At 43.0% G+C, this 16610-nt stretch carries 13 protein-coding genes and 1 tRNA gene; 7 read left to right on the top strand and 7 right to left on the bottom strand.

Translation table 11 applies throughout. The features are described 5' to 3' along the window. Window positions 1–110: 110 nt before the first annotated feature. The 4 genes from lon to AC0L46_RS03085 all read left to right on the top strand — a co-directional run bounded on the left by lon (window position 111) and on the right by AC0L46_RS03085 (window position 4888). Window positions 111–2504, top strand: coding sequence for an endopeptidase La (lon, locus tag AC0L46_RS03100; RefSeq protein WP_414680895.1), 2394 nt, complete (start codon window positions 111–113; stop codon window positions 2502–2504). A 127-nt stretch (window positions 2505–2631) separates the two neighbouring features. Further along, on the top strand, window positions 2632–2904 hold the full coding sequence (locus AC0L46_RS03095) for an HU family DNA-binding protein (RefSeq protein WP_036163501.1): 273 nt from the start codon (window positions 2632–2634) through the stop codon (window positions 2902–2904). Window positions 2905–2911: 7 nt separating this feature from the next. Beyond that, window positions 2912–2988 (top strand) — tRNA-Asp (locus AC0L46_RS03090). A 76-nt stretch (window positions 2989–3064) separates the two neighbouring features. After that, on the top strand, window positions 3065–4888 hold the full coding sequence (locus tag AC0L46_RS03085) for a SurA N-terminal domain-containing protein (protein WP_473505670.1): 1824 nt from the start codon (window positions 3065–3067) through the stop codon (window positions 4886–4888). Window positions 4889–4991: 103 nt separating this feature from the next. On the opposite strand, the gene AC0L46_RS03080 is transcribed toward AC0L46_RS03085, so the two are convergent. The 7 genes from AC0L46_RS03080 to AC0L46_RS03050 are packed head-to-tail and all read right to left on the bottom strand — an operon-like array spanning window position 4992 to window position 12870. Further along, on the bottom strand, window positions 4992–5909 hold the full coding sequence (locus tag AC0L46_RS03080) for a Dyp-type peroxidase (protein ID WP_473505667.1): 918 nt from the start codon (window positions 5907–5909) through the stop codon (window positions 4992–4994). 29 nt (window positions 5910–5938) lie between these two features. Then, entirely contained in the window at window positions 5939–7765 is a 1827-nt protein-coding gene (locus AC0L46_RS03075) for a BatD family protein (RefSeq protein WP_473505665.1), read from the bottom strand. Then, window positions 7759–9516, bottom strand: a complete 1758-nt coding sequence (locus AC0L46_RS03070) for a VWA domain-containing protein (RefSeq protein WP_473505663.1) — start codon at window positions 9514–9516, stop codon at window positions 7759–7761. Before AC0L46_RS03070 ends, AC0L46_RS03075 begins: the two co-directional genes overlap by 7 nt. After that, on the bottom strand, window positions 9513–10511 hold the full coding sequence (locus tag AC0L46_RS03065; RefSeq protein ID WP_473505661.1) for a vWA domain-containing protein: 999 nt from the start codon (window positions 10509–10511) through the stop codon (window positions 9513–9515). The genes AC0L46_RS03070 and AC0L46_RS03065 overlap by 4 nt, the downstream gene beginning before the upstream one ends. After that, a complete protein-coding gene (locus AC0L46_RS03060) occupies window positions 10504–10986 on the bottom strand; it encodes a DUF4381 family protein (RefSeq protein ID WP_473505659.1) in 483 nt (160 codons plus the stop codon). Before AC0L46_RS03060 ends, AC0L46_RS03065 begins: the two co-directional genes overlap by 8 nt. Further along, window positions 10986–11897 carry a DUF58 domain-containing protein gene (locus AC0L46_RS03055; protein WP_473505657.1) on the bottom strand — a complete coding sequence of 304 codons (912 nt, stop codon included), beginning with the start codon at window positions 11895–11897 and terminating at the stop codon, window positions 10986–10988. Before AC0L46_RS03055 ends, AC0L46_RS03060 begins: the two co-directional genes overlap by 1 nt. A 4-nt stretch (window positions 11898–11901) precedes the next feature. Then, a complete protein-coding gene (locus tag AC0L46_RS03050) occupies window positions 11902–12870 on the bottom strand; it encodes an AAA family ATPase (RefSeq protein WP_473505655.1) in 969 nt (322 codons plus the stop codon). A 129-nt stretch (window positions 12871–12999) separates the two neighbouring features. On the opposite strand from AC0L46_RS03050, the gene AC0L46_RS03045 reads away from it, so the two are divergent. From AC0L46_RS03045 to rlmKL, 3 genes are all read left to right on the top strand, one after another. Further along, entirely contained in the window at window positions 13000–13221 is a 222-nt protein-coding gene (locus AC0L46_RS03045; protein WP_317004500.1) for a DUF2835 domain-containing protein, read from the top strand. Window positions 13222–13251: 30 nt separating this feature from the next. Beyond that, the gene (locus tag AC0L46_RS03040; protein WP_473505653.1) at window positions 13252–14292 is read left to right on the top strand and encodes a quinone-dependent dihydroorotate dehydrogenase; all 1041 of its coding nucleotides are present in this window, start codon (window positions 13252–13254) and stop codon (window positions 14290–14292) included. A gap of 121 nt (window positions 14293–14413) precedes the next feature. After that, window positions 14414–16588, top strand: a complete 2175-nt coding sequence (gene rlmKL / locus AC0L46_RS03035; RefSeq protein WP_414680885.1) for a bifunctional 23S rRNA (guanine(2069)-N(7))-methyltransferase RlmK/23S rRNA (guanine(2445)-N(2))-methyltransferase RlmL — start codon at window positions 14414–14416, stop codon at window positions 16586–16588. Window positions 16589–16610: the final 22 nt, after the last annotated feature.

Genomic DNA, 16610 nt, shown 5'->3' with positions numbered 1-16610 from the left:
AATCAAATAGGTATTACTCTTGTAATTTAAGGCTTTGCCCTTATCTCTTTCCTAATCAATGTTGAAATATAAAGTGCGCTTTTGTTTATGCGCCCAGATTGGAAATTAATATGACGGATTCCTTACTCCTGCCAATGCTGCCACTTCGTGATGTGGTGGTATATCCACATATGGTTTTGCCATTGTTTGTCGGCCGAGCTAAATCTATAGCAGCACTAGAGTCTGCGATGGAAAATGATAAGTATGTCTTTCTTGTTGCTCAACAGGATGCATCCAAAGACGATCCTACGTTAGACGATCTTTATTCTATTGGTACCACTGCAAAAGTAATGCAATTGTTGCGACTACCAGACGGCACTGTAAAGGTGTTGGTTGAAGGTGGTAATCGTGCTCGTCTTGAAAAAATGGAAGAAGCAGATGGTTTTGTTTTGGGTGGCGTCGTTGAGCTAGACCTAAAAGAAGAAGATCAAAGTGAATATGGTGTTATCCGTAATGCATTATTAAAGCAACTGGATGAATACGTTGCCGGTAGTAAGCGTATCCCAGCAGAGGTTGTTGCTTCTTTAAAGTCTATTGATGATCTGTCTAAGTTGATTGATAACATTACAGGTCATATGAGCCTAAAGCTTGAAGATAAGCAGAAAGTCTTGGAAATTGATTCCTTGGTTGGGCGTGGTGAGTATTTGATTGGCTTAATGGATGGTGAGTTGGATATTGCTCACCTTGAGAAAAGCATCCGTAGCCGTGTTAAGAAGCAAATGGAAAAAAGCCAGCGCGAGTACTATTTGAATGAGCAAATGAAAGCCATTCAAAAAGAGCTTGGTGATATGGAAGATGGTGGTAATGAGCTCGACTTGCTACAAGAAAAAATTCTTGAAGCTGGAATGACCGATGAGGCAAAAGATAAAGCGGAAGCGGAATTGAAAAAGCTTCGCATGATGTCTCCTATGTCTGCGGAAGCAACAGTTGTTCGTGGTTATATTGATTGGTTGATCTCTTTACCATGGAAGAAACGCAGCAAAGTTCGTAATGATTTGGCTTACGCAGAAAAAGTGTTGAATCAAGACCACTACGGCCTTCAAGATGTAAAAGAGCGAATCCTTGAGTTTTTGGCTGTTCAGCAGCGCGTGAAAAAAGTAAAAGGTCCTGTTTTGTGTTTGGTTGGGCCTCCAGGTGTAGGTAAAACTTCATTGGGTCAATCAATTGCGAAAGCGGTAAACCGTCAATATGTACGTATGGCGCTTGGTGGTGTTCGAGATGAAGCGGAGATCCGTGGACATCGTCGTACGTATATTGGCTCTATGCCAGGTAAATTAATACAGAAATTGGCCAAGGTGAAAGTTAAGAACCCACTTTTCCTATTGGACGAAATCGACAAAATGGGCATGGATCAGCGTGGGGATCCTGCTTCTGCATTATTAGAAGTGCTTGATCCAGAGCAAAACCATACCTTTAATGACCATTATCTTGAGGTCGATTACGATCTATCTGATGTTATGTTTATTTGTACTTCTAACAGTATGAATATTCCAGGTCCTTTGCTTGATCGTATGGAAGTTATCCGTATTCCGGGTTACACAGAAGATGAGAAACTGAACATTGCTAAGCGTTATTTGTTACCAAAACAAGTTAAGTTGGCAGGTTTAAAAGAGAATGAAATTCAAGTTACTGACGATGCTTTAATGGATGTTATCCGTTATTACACGAAAGAAGCGGGTGTTCGTGGATTAGAGCGCGAATTAAGTAAAATTTGCCGTCGAGTGGTTAAAAAGCAAGCTTTAAGCAAAGGCAAAGCGGCGAAAGCAGTTGAAGTAAGTGCTGCTAATTTGGAAGATTTCTCTGGTGTTCATAAATTTAGTTATGGAAAAGCGGAAGAAAAAAATCAAATTGGTCAGGTAACAGGTTTGGCTTGGACTTCTGTTGGTGGTGAATTATTGACCATCGAAGCGGCTGGTGTTGCAGGTAAAGGTCGCCATGTTAAAACCGGCTCCCTTGGTGATGTGATGCAAGAATCCATTCAAGCTGCTTTGACAGTTGTTCGAAGTCGTGCTGCTGGCTTGGGAATTGATGATGATTTTCATGAAAAAACCGACCTTCACTTGCATGTGCCAGAAGGGGCGACTCCGAAGGATGGTCCAAGTGCAGGTGTTGCCATGTGTACAGCAATTGTTTCTGTGTTGGCAAAGGTCCCTGTTAAAGCTTCTGTGGCGATGACTGGCGAGATTACTCTGCGAGGAGAGGTGCTACCTATAGGTGGCCTAAAAGAGAAGCTCCTAGCGGCTCACAGGGGAGGGATTAAAACGGTGATAATTCCTCAAGAAAACGCTCGTGATTTGAAAGAAATTCCTGATAATATCAAGGCTGACATTGAGGTCGTTCCTGTGAAATGGATTGATGAAGTACTTGATATTGCTTTGGAGTATATTCCCTCGCCAAAAAAGGTAGAAACCTTACCTTCGAGTGAAAAAACTGTTGATGAACAAGAAACTGTCAGTCATCATTAAAGTCATATCCTGTGTTGACAGGAAGTAGGTCGGGCTTGTATAACTTCTCGCTCGGCCTTGTGAGTAGGCATTTATATTGCGCCGAAAATAATTCTAAGGAACCACGAAAATACTGAAGGGGTACAACGTGAACAAATCTGAATTGATTGATGCTATTGCGGCGTCTGCTGATTTATCTAAAGCTTCTGCAAGCAATGCGCTTGATGCTACTTTGAAAACAATTGAAGCAGCGTTAGCAAAAGGTGACCAGGTTACACTAGTTGGTTTTGGTACTTTTGCAGTTAAAGAACGTGCGGCGCGTACAGGTCGTAATCCTCAAACAGGTGAGGAAATCCAAATTAAAGCAGCGAAAGTACCTGGTTTTAAAGCCGGTAAAGGTCTTAAAGACGCTGTAAACTAATGTTTTTGGAGCAGTAGTTCAGTTGGTTAGAATACCTGCCTGTCACGCAGGGGGTCGCGGGTTCGAGTCCCGTCTGTTCCGCCATTAGACACAAAAGGTGTATTCCGAGCGGAATGCACCTTTTTTATTAGTTATTTAATTCATTCATTCGGAGGCAGTAATGCTCCAAGATATCAGAGATAAGTCGCAAGGCATTGTGGTAAAGATCATTGTTGGCTTTATCGTTGTGACTTTTGCTCTATTTGGCGTAGACGCTTTAGTTACAAGTTTTAACTCTTCGGAAACGGTTGCCGAAGTTGATGGCGTTGAAATTACACGTACAGAATTGTTACAAAGTGCCGAAACTCAACGTCGCCAATTAATTTCCATGATGGGTGGGCAGATTCGCCCTGAGTTATTAGAAGATAGTTTGCTGCAACGCCGTGCTTTGGATGAATTGATTCAACGTGCTGTATTAACAAATCAAGCGGCAGATCTTGGGCTAGGTGTATCAGACGCTCAAGTAGATTCCTATTTATTGCAAGCTGAGCAGTTTCAAACAAATGGTCAATTTGATCAGAATAAATATCTCAGCTTCATTCAGTCTTTGAGCTTTACACCTTTGGCTTTTAAAGAGCGCATTAAACAAGATGTTCTTATTCAGCAGCCGCGAAATGCAATAGCTGGCTCGGAATTCGTTCTACCTTATCAAGTCGACAGTGTCTCTGCTTTACAATCACAAGAGCGTTCATACGATTACGCTACGTATTCTCTAGCGGATGAATCAGAAGTGACGAGTGTTAGCGATGACGAGCTACAGGCTTATTACGAAGAGAACAAAGAAAGTTTTAAAACACCAGAACAAGTAAAAGTAAATTACGTTGTTATTTCTAGTTCTGACTTCTATGAAAAAGTTCAAGTAACAGATGCAGAGTTGCAGAGTGCGTATGAAGCGTCTATTGCTGGCTTAGCGAAAGAAGAGCGATTCGCTTCCCATATCTTAATTGATACGTCAGAAAGAAGTGATGAAGAAGCAAAAGCTCGTCTTGATGAAGTGCAAGCTAAACTGGATTCTGGTGTAAGTTTTGCGGATTTGGCTGCGGAATATTCTGACGATATCGGGTCGAAGAATGATGGCGGTAATCTTGGCTACATTGAGAAAGGCTCTATTGATGAAGCATTTGATGATGCATTGTTTTCAATGGAAAAAGATGAAGTTAAATCTGCTAAAAGCCCATTTGGTTATCATTTGATTAAGCTAAACGATATCGTTGATGCAGATGTACCAAGCTTTGCTTCACAAGAAGCTGAACTTAAGCAACAGTTAATCGAAATTAAAGCCAGAGATGCTTTGCTAAGCGCTCACGAAGATATTACAGATTTGGCTTACGCAAGTGACAACCTAAATAATATCGCGAAAGAATATGGCGTAGACGTGCTTCAAAGTGCGTACTTTGGTCGTGAAGGCGGTGATGACGAAATTACCAGTAATGCTGTTGTAATCGCTTCTGCTTTTGGTGTTTCTGTTTTAGAAGATAATCAAAACAGTGATTTACTTGAATTAAGTGATGATCAAGTTGCTGTGATACATTTGAATGATCACAAGGCTGAAGCATTCCAGACTTTTGAAGAGACTAAAGATCAGGTTGCTTCCATTGTTATTCAAAACAAAGCACTAGAATCGCTTCAAGCGAAAGCAGAAGCTGCGAAAGAGGCTTCTGATACGGAATGGACGTCTGTTGCCAATGCTAAGCGTGGCCAAGATGAAATTGCCTCATTGGCTTTTTCTCTGCCTCACCCAACTTCGGGTCCTGAGTTACAGGTTAAAGGCCTTGCTAATGGTGATCTGGTCTTGATTCGATTGAATGCCGTAACAGTTGGTGAAGACTCAGTTGCAGATGAGCAGAAACTTGCTTACGAGCAATACTTGAATCAAATTCAAGCGAGCTTGAGCACAGAAGGTCAGCAAAGTTATCTACAAGGTAAAGCGACGATAGAACGTTAATTGGTCGCCATTGCTACTAAAAAAGCCACTCTATTGAGTGGCTTTTTTGTGTGTTCTTGCAGGCCTTTGCTTTGTTTTATTGTCTAAATATCAGCTGACAAGGTTAATCTTTCAGAGAGGTAAACCACTCAACGGCAGGAACAAAAAAAGCTTGGCTAGTCTTAATGCTGGTATATTTCATTAAGTGATCCGTGTTGCCGTGTTCATCACCTTTCACCATGCTTTCTAACATAAGGTTAAATGCGGTTGGTGTTTTTCCATAGCTCGCAAACATCAAGCCTTTTTCAGTTAATGAAGCGAATGGCATGCTGTGACGTAAAATCTCTATTGAGTTCCCATTGTCGTCTTTAAGCGATGTACGCTTGGTATGTGCATGCACAGATTTATCTGCAGAAGCGTATTCTTCATTGTCATACTTAGTTCGACCATAGGTGTCTTCTTGCGTTTTGATGGGTTGTTTTTCCCATTTTTCTAGGTCGTGAACAAAGCGCATTAAATTAAAGTAAGAACCGTTTTTGAAATCAGGATCTTCCTCTCCAACAAGAGCTACTTTCTTGCGGTTTTCACCTTCTGGGTTTTCTGTTCCATCGACAAAGCCAGTTAGGTCTCGGTTATCTAAATATTTAAAGCAGCTGACTTCTTCAACGAGTTCAACACTGGACCCAAATGCAGAAAAGATCTTATTGCCAAGCTCGTAGCTGGCATCGTGTCGTGATGAACGAATGTGCAATACTAAATCCACATCAGTCGGAACAACGTCTATTTCTTGACCTTTAATGTGAGGAAAGGGTGCCAACTCTTTTGGTTGTTTCTGGTCGAACTCACTCCACACTTGGCTGCTTAATCCAACGGAAGCATGCAGTTGCCCGTCAGGGAACTGTTCTTGTGTTTCTTTCACGATAGAAGGGACAGAAGCAAGGGCTTGTTTAGCTTTGCTAATATCTGAGTGCTTAATGTTAAGAGTAATAAAAAGGGCGTCACTCGACGCTTCAGCAATAATGCCGGATTGGAATGAAGTCATTCAGATAGTCCTTTTGTAATCGGTTTATCTTAAAAGTTTGGGTAAAGTGTTTTTAGCTGTCCAGCCTGAGAAGGCTTAGGCTGGCCGCTAGTAAATTCTTCTAAAGCATCTGCGAGAGACTCACCATACCACTCATGAATCGGGTTGTTGGAATACATAAGAAGCTCTGATTCCATGAGTAGTTGAGTTACTTCAACAGATGTGAGCCGTTTTATGTCATCAACGCTATGAATTTCGTGATCTCCCCAACGGTGTCTAGCCCACTCTAATAAGCAAGATCTCAGTTCCGAAAGGTTGTTGTTGTGGCAGCATTCAATCAAGGCTTTATAAGCCGAGTTTTCATCTGCTGTGCTCAATGGAGCGAAATCTTGTAATGTTGGAACCTGTGTTGCGCTTTCAGGAGCGCTCTTTTGTCGCTTTTTAAACCAGATAGCCAACCAGCCAGCGATCGTCAATAAAGAGAGCAACAGCAGTCCAGCAATTAAATAATCTCGTAATGACCAACTAGAAGAAGTTTCTGTAATGGCGACTTCCATTGAAGCCGGTTCATTTGCAGTGTCTGCCTTTTTCGTTGGTGTTTTCGCTAAGGATATGGGCGCAACAGAGCGTGGTTGAGCAGGAAGAGGCTCACTGATCTTAGGAGTGCTTGAATCGGTTTGATTTTGTGTTGCACTGCTTGGTAAAGGTGCAACCAAGATTTCTTCGGTGGTGGCTGAAGCTGTTTTGATTGCTCTTGTTTCCGTATCCCAATAAGTAATGTTCACGTCGGGTAGCTGAAGGGCTCCATCTGCTGTGGGTACAACCTCGACCGTGATTGTTTGGTTTCCAGTGGCGCCATTACTTGTTTTTTGCGTATTGAATTTAGGTGGCTTTGGGTAGAGCTTGTAATCGCGTGTGCTGTTGAAATCCAAGGTAGGGATTTGCTCAGGAAGCGCACCTTTTGCCTTGATATCAATCGTCCAGATCAATGTGTCTCCCACTCGTGGCGAGTCGTTGGTTTTTTCTAGCTTTGTTGAAACAGTCACATTAGAGCTTGGTAACCAAGTGTCACTAGAATAGCTTGCAGGAATAGGCAGCACTTGCAAATTCAACGGCTCGCTTTGCACCTTAATCATTCTTCTGCCAGTTGATGTATTGATCATGGCTTGCAACGTTTGTGGTGGAATGGTGAGCAAGCCACTGCGCTGAGGAAATGCAAGATATTCTCGTGTAATCACCTGATACTGTGTGCCATTAATCGTCTGATAACTCATTTGGTCATCGATTAAGCGCTCAATAACAAGATCGGGGTGTGATGGTACGGAACGGTTGGCGTTTTGTAGAGCAACAGAAGTATAAAGCTGGACGCTTAAGATAACTTCCTGTTGTAAATACGGCTCAATTTCAGAGACTTCTGTTTTTACAATAACCGGAGGATTGCCATTTCCGTCGAGCAATTGAGGTGAGTTCTGCACGACCAATTTGATTGCTTGAGATTCGTGTTCTCCGACTTTGATAGGAGGAATCTCAAAGGTGCCAACTGATTTAGGCATCAAAGAGATGACCCAATAATTCATCGCACGGCTAGTGCCTAAATTGAAGCTGAACTGACTGTTTTGGCTTTTGCCTAAAACATCAAAGTCACGTTGTAAGGGGGCCAATTCTGGGCCATTTCCTGTGTCGCTGAAATCGGCTCTGATTGTGAGCTGGACAATCTCGTTTTCGGTAACAGTGCTCTTATTAAGCGATGCGGTTACTGTGTCCGCATAAAGGTTGGTAGAGAATGAGGCAGCAAGCAATATCGTCACCAAAATGGAAAGCAAACATTTCATGCTGCGTTTCAGATTGGATGAAAAGAAAGTTTGCTTAATTACCATGGGTTTTGCCCATCCTCTTGTGTAAATCGATTTTCGTTACGTTTTTCTTGATGCAGATACCAGAGTTTACGTTGCAGTAATAACCCAGGATCATCTTGAATTTGTCTTAACCATTGATTCAGAGCTTGAGTTTGTTCTTTGTCGAGAGTGCTGTCGGCTGTCTCTTGTTTTTCTGCTTCGCTCTGGGAATCAGCTTCTTGCTTATTATCCTTAGGTGATTTCTCTTTGTCTTCTGTTTCGTTCTTTTTATTGTCATTTTTTGACTCTGAAGAGTTATTTGGCTCATTTTTTTCATCTGAGTCTGATGACGACTGTTGATTCTCTTGGTTCTCGCTCTGGTCGTTGCTTTGATTTTGATCCTGAGAGTTTTGATTCTGAGACTCGTCGTTTTGTTCGTTCTTTTTTTGCTCTTGTTTTTTGAGGTAGTCGAGGTTCTCTTTGGCAACCACAAGAGTTGGGTCTTGCTCTAAGGCTTTTTCATACGCTTCGATGGCTTTTTGCACGTTACCAGATAATGCGAAAGCATTGCCTAAGTTATAATTTTCAGAGGCGTTTCTTTCTATGCCTTCAAGAGATTCTATGGTTTCTTGGTAATTTTTTAGGGCATAAGATGACGCGGCCTTCCAATCAGGTTGAGTGAAATATTGATCAGCTGTTTGCCAGTCACCTTGATCAACAGCCTGTTGGCCTTTTTGATCTGGCGTTAAAAACCAATCCAAAGGGGAAGCAAAAGACTTTTCTGAAGGAAGAGAGAAAACACCAATGAGTAAGATGAACAGCATGCCTTTTTGGAATTGGAAGGCGAGCCAAAGCAACAAAGGCAAGGCAAACCAATGACCTTGTTCTTGCCAATAAATACTCTTGTTTTCCGATTTCTGAGTTTGTTGATTGTCCAATGAAGTATGGGTGACTTGAGCCAGCTGATTTGGCGTCAAGCGTCCTTCATAAAACTGCCCACCTAATGATTGAGTAAAGGCTTCTAATTTATCGATAGGAGTGGCTGCGATGACGTTTCTACCATTTTGTCTCATGATTTGGCCGTCAGGAAGCTTAATTGGGGAAGCATTAGTAGTGCCAACAGCGATTAAATCCAGTTGTGTGTTAGCCCCTTTCAGCAGAGAAGGGATTCGTTCTTCATCTTCTTCATTCAGATCATCTGTTAATACAATGATGTGTAATGGCGTACTTGTGTCTTGGTTGAGTGATAATGCTGTCTCAATGCCGCTGCTTAAATTACTGCCATACACAGGCATGATAATGGGTTCGAGAGCCAACAAGAAATGCGTGATGGTTTCTCTGTCTTGGCTGAAAGGGCTGATAACAAAGCCTTCTCCAGCAAAAGCCACTAGGGCGATATCGCCTTCTTTTGTTTGCTCTAGAATATCTCGAATGGTTTGTTTTAGCTGTGTTTGGCGGTTGGGCAAAATATCTGTCGCATACATGGACAAAGATTGATCGACAACCAAAACGGTTTTCTGGGTACTTTCAAACATTTCAGTTGGTACTTGTGTCCAACTGATGCCAGCTAACCCAATCCAACACAGAATAAGACTAATGACGCCAAGCCATTTGTTTTTATTGCTTGAATTATTTTTGTATTCCAAATGCTCAAGTAGATTGGCGTCTACCGTGCTGTCCAGAGCACTTTTTTGTGACGCTGTGGCATTGAATAAAAAAGCAATGAGCAACGTCACGGGAATAAACAGCAGCCAGTAAGGTCGCTCGAAATGAATCATGTCAAACAGCATCATGAGTGACTCCTTTTGCGCCAAACGATTTCTCTGTTAGACAGCAAAGCCAAGCTTAGAAAAGCGATGGCGCCTAGGCCTAACCAGTGGAAAAGGCTAGTCAAAGGGCGTTGCCAAATATCTTCCGCTGGTGTGGGTTCTAGTTCATCTAATGTCTGATAAATCGCTCTTAAATCTTCTGTGCTTTTAGCGCGAAAATATTCGCCGCCAGTTTGAGCAGCAATGTTTTTAAGCAGAGTTTCGTCTAGGTCGCTCGATGGATTGACGACTTTTGAACCAAAAAAGCTTTGTACTAACATGCTGTCCGCACCAATGCCTATGGTGTGAATACGAACATTCTGTGAGGCGGCAAACTCCGCTGCTTGTTCAGGTTGAACTCGGCCTGCGGTGTTGGCGCCATCCGTCATAAGAATTAAGACTTTTTTGTCGGATGGTTTGTCTTCGAGTCTTTTAATGCTCAAGCCAATAGCATCACCTATGGCGGTTTGCTCGCCAGCAAAGCCTATTTGTGCTTCCTGAACAAGCTGGTTAATAGTGGTTGTGTCAAAGCTGAGAGGCGCTTGTAAATAGGCTTTAGAGCCAAAAACGATGATCCCAATGCGATCACCGCGACGGGCTTCAATGAAATCTGATAATACTGATTTAGCGGCTTCTAGTCGGTTTGCAGATTGATTGTTGAGTGTCATATCAGACACCTGCATGCTGCCGGACAAATCCAATGCGATTAACAAATCCCGACCTGATGGAACGACTTTAGTTGGTTCGCCCAACCAAACGGGTTTGGTCATGGCTAGGACGAGTAAAATCCACGCAATCGTCAGACACAAAGGCCCTAACTGGAAACGACTTGATGCTAGCTTGGTGTCTTGATGATGAACCAATTCATCTGTATTCATCCACCAAATACCATTTCCTTTTGGCTTTGCTTTAGGTGCAAAGAACCTTATTAAAGGAATAGGAAGAAGCAGCAGAAACCAAGGCCAAGTTAATTCAAACATGGTGTTTCCTTATCCAATAACTTGTGGTTTTGATCATGGCGCTTCGTTGTTCTGGTGTTAGTTCAACCTTGTTGCGATAAGGGCCATCAAAAAATGCGTTTCCAAGTAATGAAAATTGGTATTTTTTAGGCATCGTGAGATCTATTTTTTCCAATAAAGCTGAACTAGGCAGTGCGGCCATTTCTATTTTGTTTTCACTGATCAAGCAACGACGAATCATTTCATGGCAAAGCAATATGCATTCTTTGTCTGATAAATCAGTCGGTGCTTTAGTGACTGCATTAAGTGCTTCTCGTCGGTAGGCGCGTTTTTTGTAGCGTCGATAACGATAAAAAACAAAGGCACCGATGAGCAAAAGCAGCAACGCAAGAATTAGCCATGTCCACCACGCGGGCGGCCACATTGGAATGGATTCGGGTAGCAAATAAGCTTCATTTGGCAAACTGATTGTTGCCTGTGTTTGACCGGCAGGCATTAGCGTAAGGCTCCTTGAGAAAGTAAATAGCGAGCGATTTTTTCAGGGGATTCCGTTAGGTCGAACAATTGATGGCGAATGCCTATAGCGGAAAGCTTTTTACGCATAACCGAATTTTGCTCAAAGAAAGCGGCTTTTGCCTGTTGCATGGTTTTTGGGCTGACATTCACTCGTTGAATGCCATGCTGGCCAACCATTTGATATTGACCTGCTGGCAAGTTGTAGGCGTTGCTATCGATAACTTGAATCCAGTGAACGGCATTATGCTTGGCAAGTTGCATAAGCGAACTTTCTTCCTCATCACTCCAACTTTGCTTATCTGTCAAAATAATCACATCTTTATTGTGTGATTTAGACGTCAATAGAGAGCGAGACCACACACTTTTTTGATTCGGCTTTGCGCTTCTATTGTCTAATCGAGAGGCGTCTTGTAATTGATGAAGCAAAGTAGGAAACATGCTTTTTTTGTTGCTGGCGTATTCTTGTTCGCCATAATTCAAACAATAAGACAAGGTGTCGCCTTGCTGTTTTGAGCGCCAAGCAATGATTCCCGCAAGCTGAATTAAGCGAGTGGAAATAAAAGTATGGCGAGTGCCAAAGTAAGCATGATTGGACAAATCAACCAACAATAATCTTTGATGGTCATTTTCTTGAGCATAAAGACGAGTGTGCGCTTGACCTGTACGAGCTGTGACACGCCAATCTATGTGCCTCAAGTCATCACTTGCTTGATAAGCTCGTAGCTCTAGCATTTCCATGCCGTGACCTTTCTGGCGAGATCGACGTTCGCCAGTATTCGTCGCAAAACGAATGGCTTTTGGTGCTCGGCCTAAATGCTTCGCATAATGGGCCAGAAGGGCAAAATGCGCTTCATCTAACTCCGGTGATTCTGGAGATAATAATGGGCTCATAATGTTACAGTGCCGGAACGTGACTGATTAATCGTTTTAATAAATCATCGACAGATAAGCCTGCTGCTTGCGCCTCAAAGGTTGTAATAATGCGATGACGCAAAACAGGTAAAGCCACTTGGCGCACATCATCTGGTGTTACAAAGTCTCTGCCGTTAAGTAGGGCGTTGGCGCGAGCACAGCGGTCTAAAGCGAGTGTGGCACGTGGACTGGCACCAAACTCAATGAGGTTTTCGCCTTTGCCTGCTTCACCAAGATACAGAGCTGGCTCTCTTGTTGCCATGACCAATTGCACTATGTATTGCTCGACACTTTCCGACATATACAAAGACAGTGCTTTTTGCTGTAGCTCAAGAATATCGCTCGGCTTGCAAAGCGGTTGAGCCGTGCTGGTGGCGGTTTTATGCAGGTCTTGTTGTCTGACCAATCTGAGTACTTCTAATTCACTTGCAGCACTTGGATAGCCAAGGTTAATTTTCAACATAAAGCGGTCAAGCTGAGCTTCTGGTAAAGGGTAAGTGCCTTCCTGCTCAATGGGGTTTTGAGTTGCGATGACAAAAAACAAAGGTGGCAAAGTATAGCTATTATTGCCTACAGTCACTTGGTTTTCGCCCATGGCTTCGAGTAACGCAGATTGTACTTTTGCGGGTGCGCGGTTGATTTCGTCAGCCAATACAATTTCGTTCATGATTGGGCCGGGGATGAAGCTAAATTGACCGGTTTCTTGTTGGTAAATATCCGAGCCAGTCACATCGCCAGGCAGTAAATCAGGCGTGAATTGAATACGTTGGAAGCGGCTGTCTATTGCATTGGCCAGCGCTTTGGCTGCCGTGGTTTTTGCAATACCAGGCGGGCCTTCTAAAAGGACATGGCCATTAGCAATTAAAGCGACAAGTAATTCATGGGTTAAATCAGGTTGGCCAATAATGGCACGATTGAGGTGGTCTTTTAATTGTTCAATTACAGCTACCATCGAACCTAGCTTCCTTATACTTCTGTCAAAAAAAGTGTCAACACAATATAATAACCCTCATCTTATCGGATTCAAATCTTTACGCACAGAGTCACGTCTGTAAGAGTAACGTAAGCATAGGAATAAAAAATGGCAAAACTTGTATTGAGTGTGGCGTTGCCCGCATTCAAATATGAAGCTATGTATGCGGGCGCTGCAAAAAACTTAGTAGCGAACAGTTTGGATGGGCGCAAAGTACAACTTCCTTTAGCGGCTTTTCAACGTTTTGTAACACATCAAGGTATTAATGGTGTGTTTGAAGTAGAATTTGATGATTCGAATAAATTAATTGGCATTACTCAACTTAGATAGTGCAACGTAAACACCTAGGAGCCTTATTTTATGTACAACCTTGCTCGCTCGTTACTTTTTAAATTGGACCCTGAAGTTTCTCATGAATTGTCTTTAGATCTTCTGGCCGCAAGCAGTCGATTGGGTTTGAACAAATTTCTAGGTGGATTGCCATCAACTAAGCCAGTTGAAGTCATGGGGCTGCGTTTTCCCAATGCGGTTGGTTTAGCGGCAGGCTTAGACAAAAATGCTGATGCATTTGAAGCCTTAGGCGCACTTGGTTTTGGTTTTGTTGAAGTGGGTACTGTGACGCCAAAAGGTCAGGCTGGTAATCCGAAGCCACGCTTATTCCGTTTGCCAGAACATGAAGCCATTATTAACCGTATGGGATTCAACAATAAAGGTGTTGATCATCTTGTTTCACGTATTAAGACTCATCGCTATCCGGGTGTCTTGGGCGTTAATATTGGCAAGAATTTGACCACGTCTGTTGAAGACGCCGCTGCGGATTATTTGGCTTGTTTAACCGCTGTTATTCCTTACGCGGATTACATTACAGCGAACATCAGCTCGCCAAACACACCAGGATTACGTAGCTTGCAATTCGGTGAAAGCTTGGCAGAGTTAATTGCGCCATTGACGGAAGCCCGTGATCGCTATGAAGCGGAGCACGGAAAACGCGTTCCATTGGCTGTGAAAATTGCCCCTGACATGACAGATGACGAAATTAAACTGGTATCTGATACGTTAGTGAAACAAGGCGTTGATGGTATCATTGCGACCAATACGACCTTGTCTCGCGATGCGGTTGCGGGGCATCAGTTTGAAGAGGAAGCAGGCGGCCTAAGTGGCGCGCCAGTGCGTGATGCATCTACTCATGTTGTTAAAGTACTGGCAGAGCATCTGAAAGGCACCTTGCCAATTATTGGTGTCGGTGGCATTTCAAGTGGTGCCGATGCGGTTGAAAAATTGCAAGCCGGTGCGAGCTTGGTGCAGATTTACTCTGGGTTTATTTATCAAGGTCCAGAGATGATAAAAGAGGCGATTGCCACGACAGATGCTTATTACCGAGAGCGTGATCTAGGCATTTAAAAACGAACTTATAAAGCAGCTATCTAACTGAAAGTGTTTAGTGAGCTGTGAAGAAGGCGAGATATGATCTCGCCTTCTTTATTTGTTGAATATCCATTGAATTTAAAAAAGTAATTTAAAAATGAGCACAATATTACAGACAACTGATTCTGAAAATCAGGTTTACGCACTAGAAATAACCTGTCCTTTAGGATTAGAGAATGTCTTAGAAAAAGAGCTGCACAGCGAAGGTTTAACGAATACTCGTTTTGGCGAAGGGCAAGTTAAGCTGACGACTGACTTAGAAGGTATGTACAAAGCGTGTCTTTGGTCGCGTGTTGCCACCCGAGTCATGCTGCCAATCGCGAATTTTAAGATCGATTCCGCGGATGATTTATATGACGCAGTAAAAGCCATTCCTTGGTCTGAACACATGTCGGCAACCAACACTATTGCGATTGATTGCCACGGCACTAACCATCACATTCGCAATACTCAATTTGGTGCGGTTCGTGCCAAAGATGCGATTGCCGATTATTTTGTTGCCTTATCTGGCGAACGTCCAAGCGTTGAAAAGAATCAGCCAGATGTGCGTATCGCTTTGCGGATTAAGCGTGAAGTAGTCACTGTGAGCATCGATTTGTCCGGCGAAAGTATGCATCGCCGTGGCTATCGTCAACAGGGCAGTATGGCGCCGTTGAAAGAAAATTTAGCGGCTGGTTTGTTGTTACGCGCAGGTTGGGGTAAAGATTGTGGCTTAACTCAGCTGATCGATCCTATGTGTGGTTCTGGTACTTTCTTAGTAGAAGCGGCCATGATGTCGTTGGATATTGCGCCAGGCTTAGGTCGTCATTACTGGGGATTTAAAGGCTGGAAGCAGCATGATCACCGTATGTGGCAGCAGTTAATGGATTTTGCCAAAAATCGTAAAAGAAACGCAGAAGAACTGGGTTTGCGTTTTCAAGGTACGGATCGAGACCAGCGAGCGATTGCCGCTTCCCGTGAAAGCATTAAACGTGCAGGCATGGTCGGAATCATTGATGTGTCCATGACGCCTTTCCAAGAGCACGAGTTTGACATTAACCAAGAGAAGCCGGGTTTAGTGATTTGTAACCCACCTTACGGTGAGCGTATTGGCGACGAAATGGCATTGATCGCCTTGTATCGTCAATTGGGCGAATGGGTTGTCAGCAATGTGCGCGGTTGGCAATTTATGATGCTAACCAGTAATGATCACTTAGCGCGTCAAATTCCGGTTCGACCAGAAAAAAGTACTCGTGTTATTAACGGTGGCATTGAGTGTCGTGCTTATATTTTCCCATTGTTGCAAGGCAGTATTAAAGAAGACGTTGTTGCGCAATCCGTGATGACGCCTGGCGCTCAAATGTTTGCTAATCGCTTGCAGAAAAACGCCAAGAAAATGAAAAAATGGGTCGAGAAGAACAAGATCCAATGTTACCGAGTATACGATGCAGACATGCCGGAATACGCTGTTGCGATTGATGTTTACAATGATTGGGCCCACGTTCAAGAGTATCAAGCGCCAAAAAGTGTCGATCCAGAAAAAGCCAAGCAGCGTTTGTTTGAAGTGATGTCGGCCATTCCAACGGCGTTGAATATTTCAGAGTCTCAAGTGGTTCTGAAACAGCGTCAAAGACAGTCTGGTAAAGAGCAATATGAAAAGCTTGATCAATCCAAACATGAAATGATTGTCGAAGAATATGGCTGTGATTTCATCGTAAATCTGAAGGATTATTTGGACACAGGTTTATTTTTGGACCACCGACCTGTGCGTAAATTGATTCAAGATAAAGCTGACAGTAAGCGCTTTTTGAACCTTTTTTGTTATACGGCAACCGCGTCTGTACATGCTGGACAAGGTGGTGCTCGTAGTTCCTTAAGTGTTGATATGTCGAATACCTACACAGAATGGGCGCGTCGTAATATAGAATTGAACGAGTTTTCTGAGCTTTATCATCAAGTTGAGCGAGCAGATTGCATTGAGTGGCTTAAGCAAAGTCGAGACACGTTTGATTTGATTTTTATGGATCCTCCAACGTTTTCAAACTCAAAAAAAATGGCGGATGTGTTAGATATTCAACGTGATCATGGTGAATTAGTCCGCTTGGCGATGGCAAGACTAGAGCAAGAAGGGGAGCTGATTTTCTCTAATAATTACCGCCGTTTTGTACTGGATGCAGATTTAGAAGAAGAGTTTGAAGTGAAAAACATCACTCGTGAAACGTTGGATCCTGACTTTGATCGTAATGGTAAAATTCACCAGTGTTACATCATTAAGCATAAGCTCACTGCTTAAAACTTAGTGATATCAGGTGTTT

The organism is Marinomonas sp. 15G6-16 (genome assembly GCF_055809555.1).
Note: the sequence above shows the minus strand (reverse complement) of the source record. Positions and strands in the feature narration are given on the sequence as shown.

Coding starts and splice junctions, on each gene's coding strand:
- lon (WP_414680895.1), top strand. CDS start 111: ATGACGGATTCCTTACTCCTGCCAATGCTGCCACTTCGTGATGTGGTG.
- AC0L46_RS03085 (WP_473505670.1), top strand. CDS start 3,065: ATGCTCCAAGATATCAGAGATAAGTCGCAAGGCATTGTGGTAAAGATC.
- AC0L46_RS03080 (WP_473505667.1), bottom strand. CDS start 5,909: ATGACTTCATTCCAATCCGGCATTATTGCTGAAGCGTCGAGTGACGCC.
- AC0L46_RS03075 (WP_473505665.1), bottom strand. CDS start 7,765: ATGGTAATTAAGCAAACTTTCTTTTCATCCAATCTGAAACGCAGCATG.
- AC0L46_RS03070 (WP_473505663.1), bottom strand. CDS start 9,516: ATGATGCTGTTTGACATGATTCATTTCGAGCGACCTTACTGGCTGCTG.
- AC0L46_RS03065 (WP_473505661.1), bottom strand. CDS start 10,511: ATGTTTGAATTAACTTGGCCTTGGTTTCTGCTGCTTCTTCCTATTCCT.
- AC0L46_RS03060 (WP_473505659.1), bottom strand. CDS start 10,986: ATGCCTGCCGGTCAAACACAGGCAACAATCAGTTTGCCAAATGAAGCT.
- AC0L46_RS03055 (WP_473505657.1), bottom strand. CDS start 11,897: ATGAGCCCATTATTATCTCCAGAATCACCGGAGTTAGATGAAGCGCAT.
- AC0L46_RS03050 (WP_473505655.1), bottom strand. CDS start 12,870: ATGGTAGCTGTAATTGAACAATTAAAAGACCACCTCAATCGTGCCATT.
- AC0L46_RS03045 (WP_317004500.1), top strand. CDS start 13,000: ATGGCAAAACTTGTATTGAGTGTGGCGTTGCCCGCATTCAAATATGAA.
- AC0L46_RS03040 (WP_473505653.1), top strand. CDS start 13,252: ATGTACAACCTTGCTCGCTCGTTACTTTTTAAATTGGACCCTGAAGTT.
- rlmKL (WP_414680885.1), top strand. CDS start 14,414: ATGAGCACAATATTACAGACAACTGATTCTGAAAATCAGGTTTACGCA.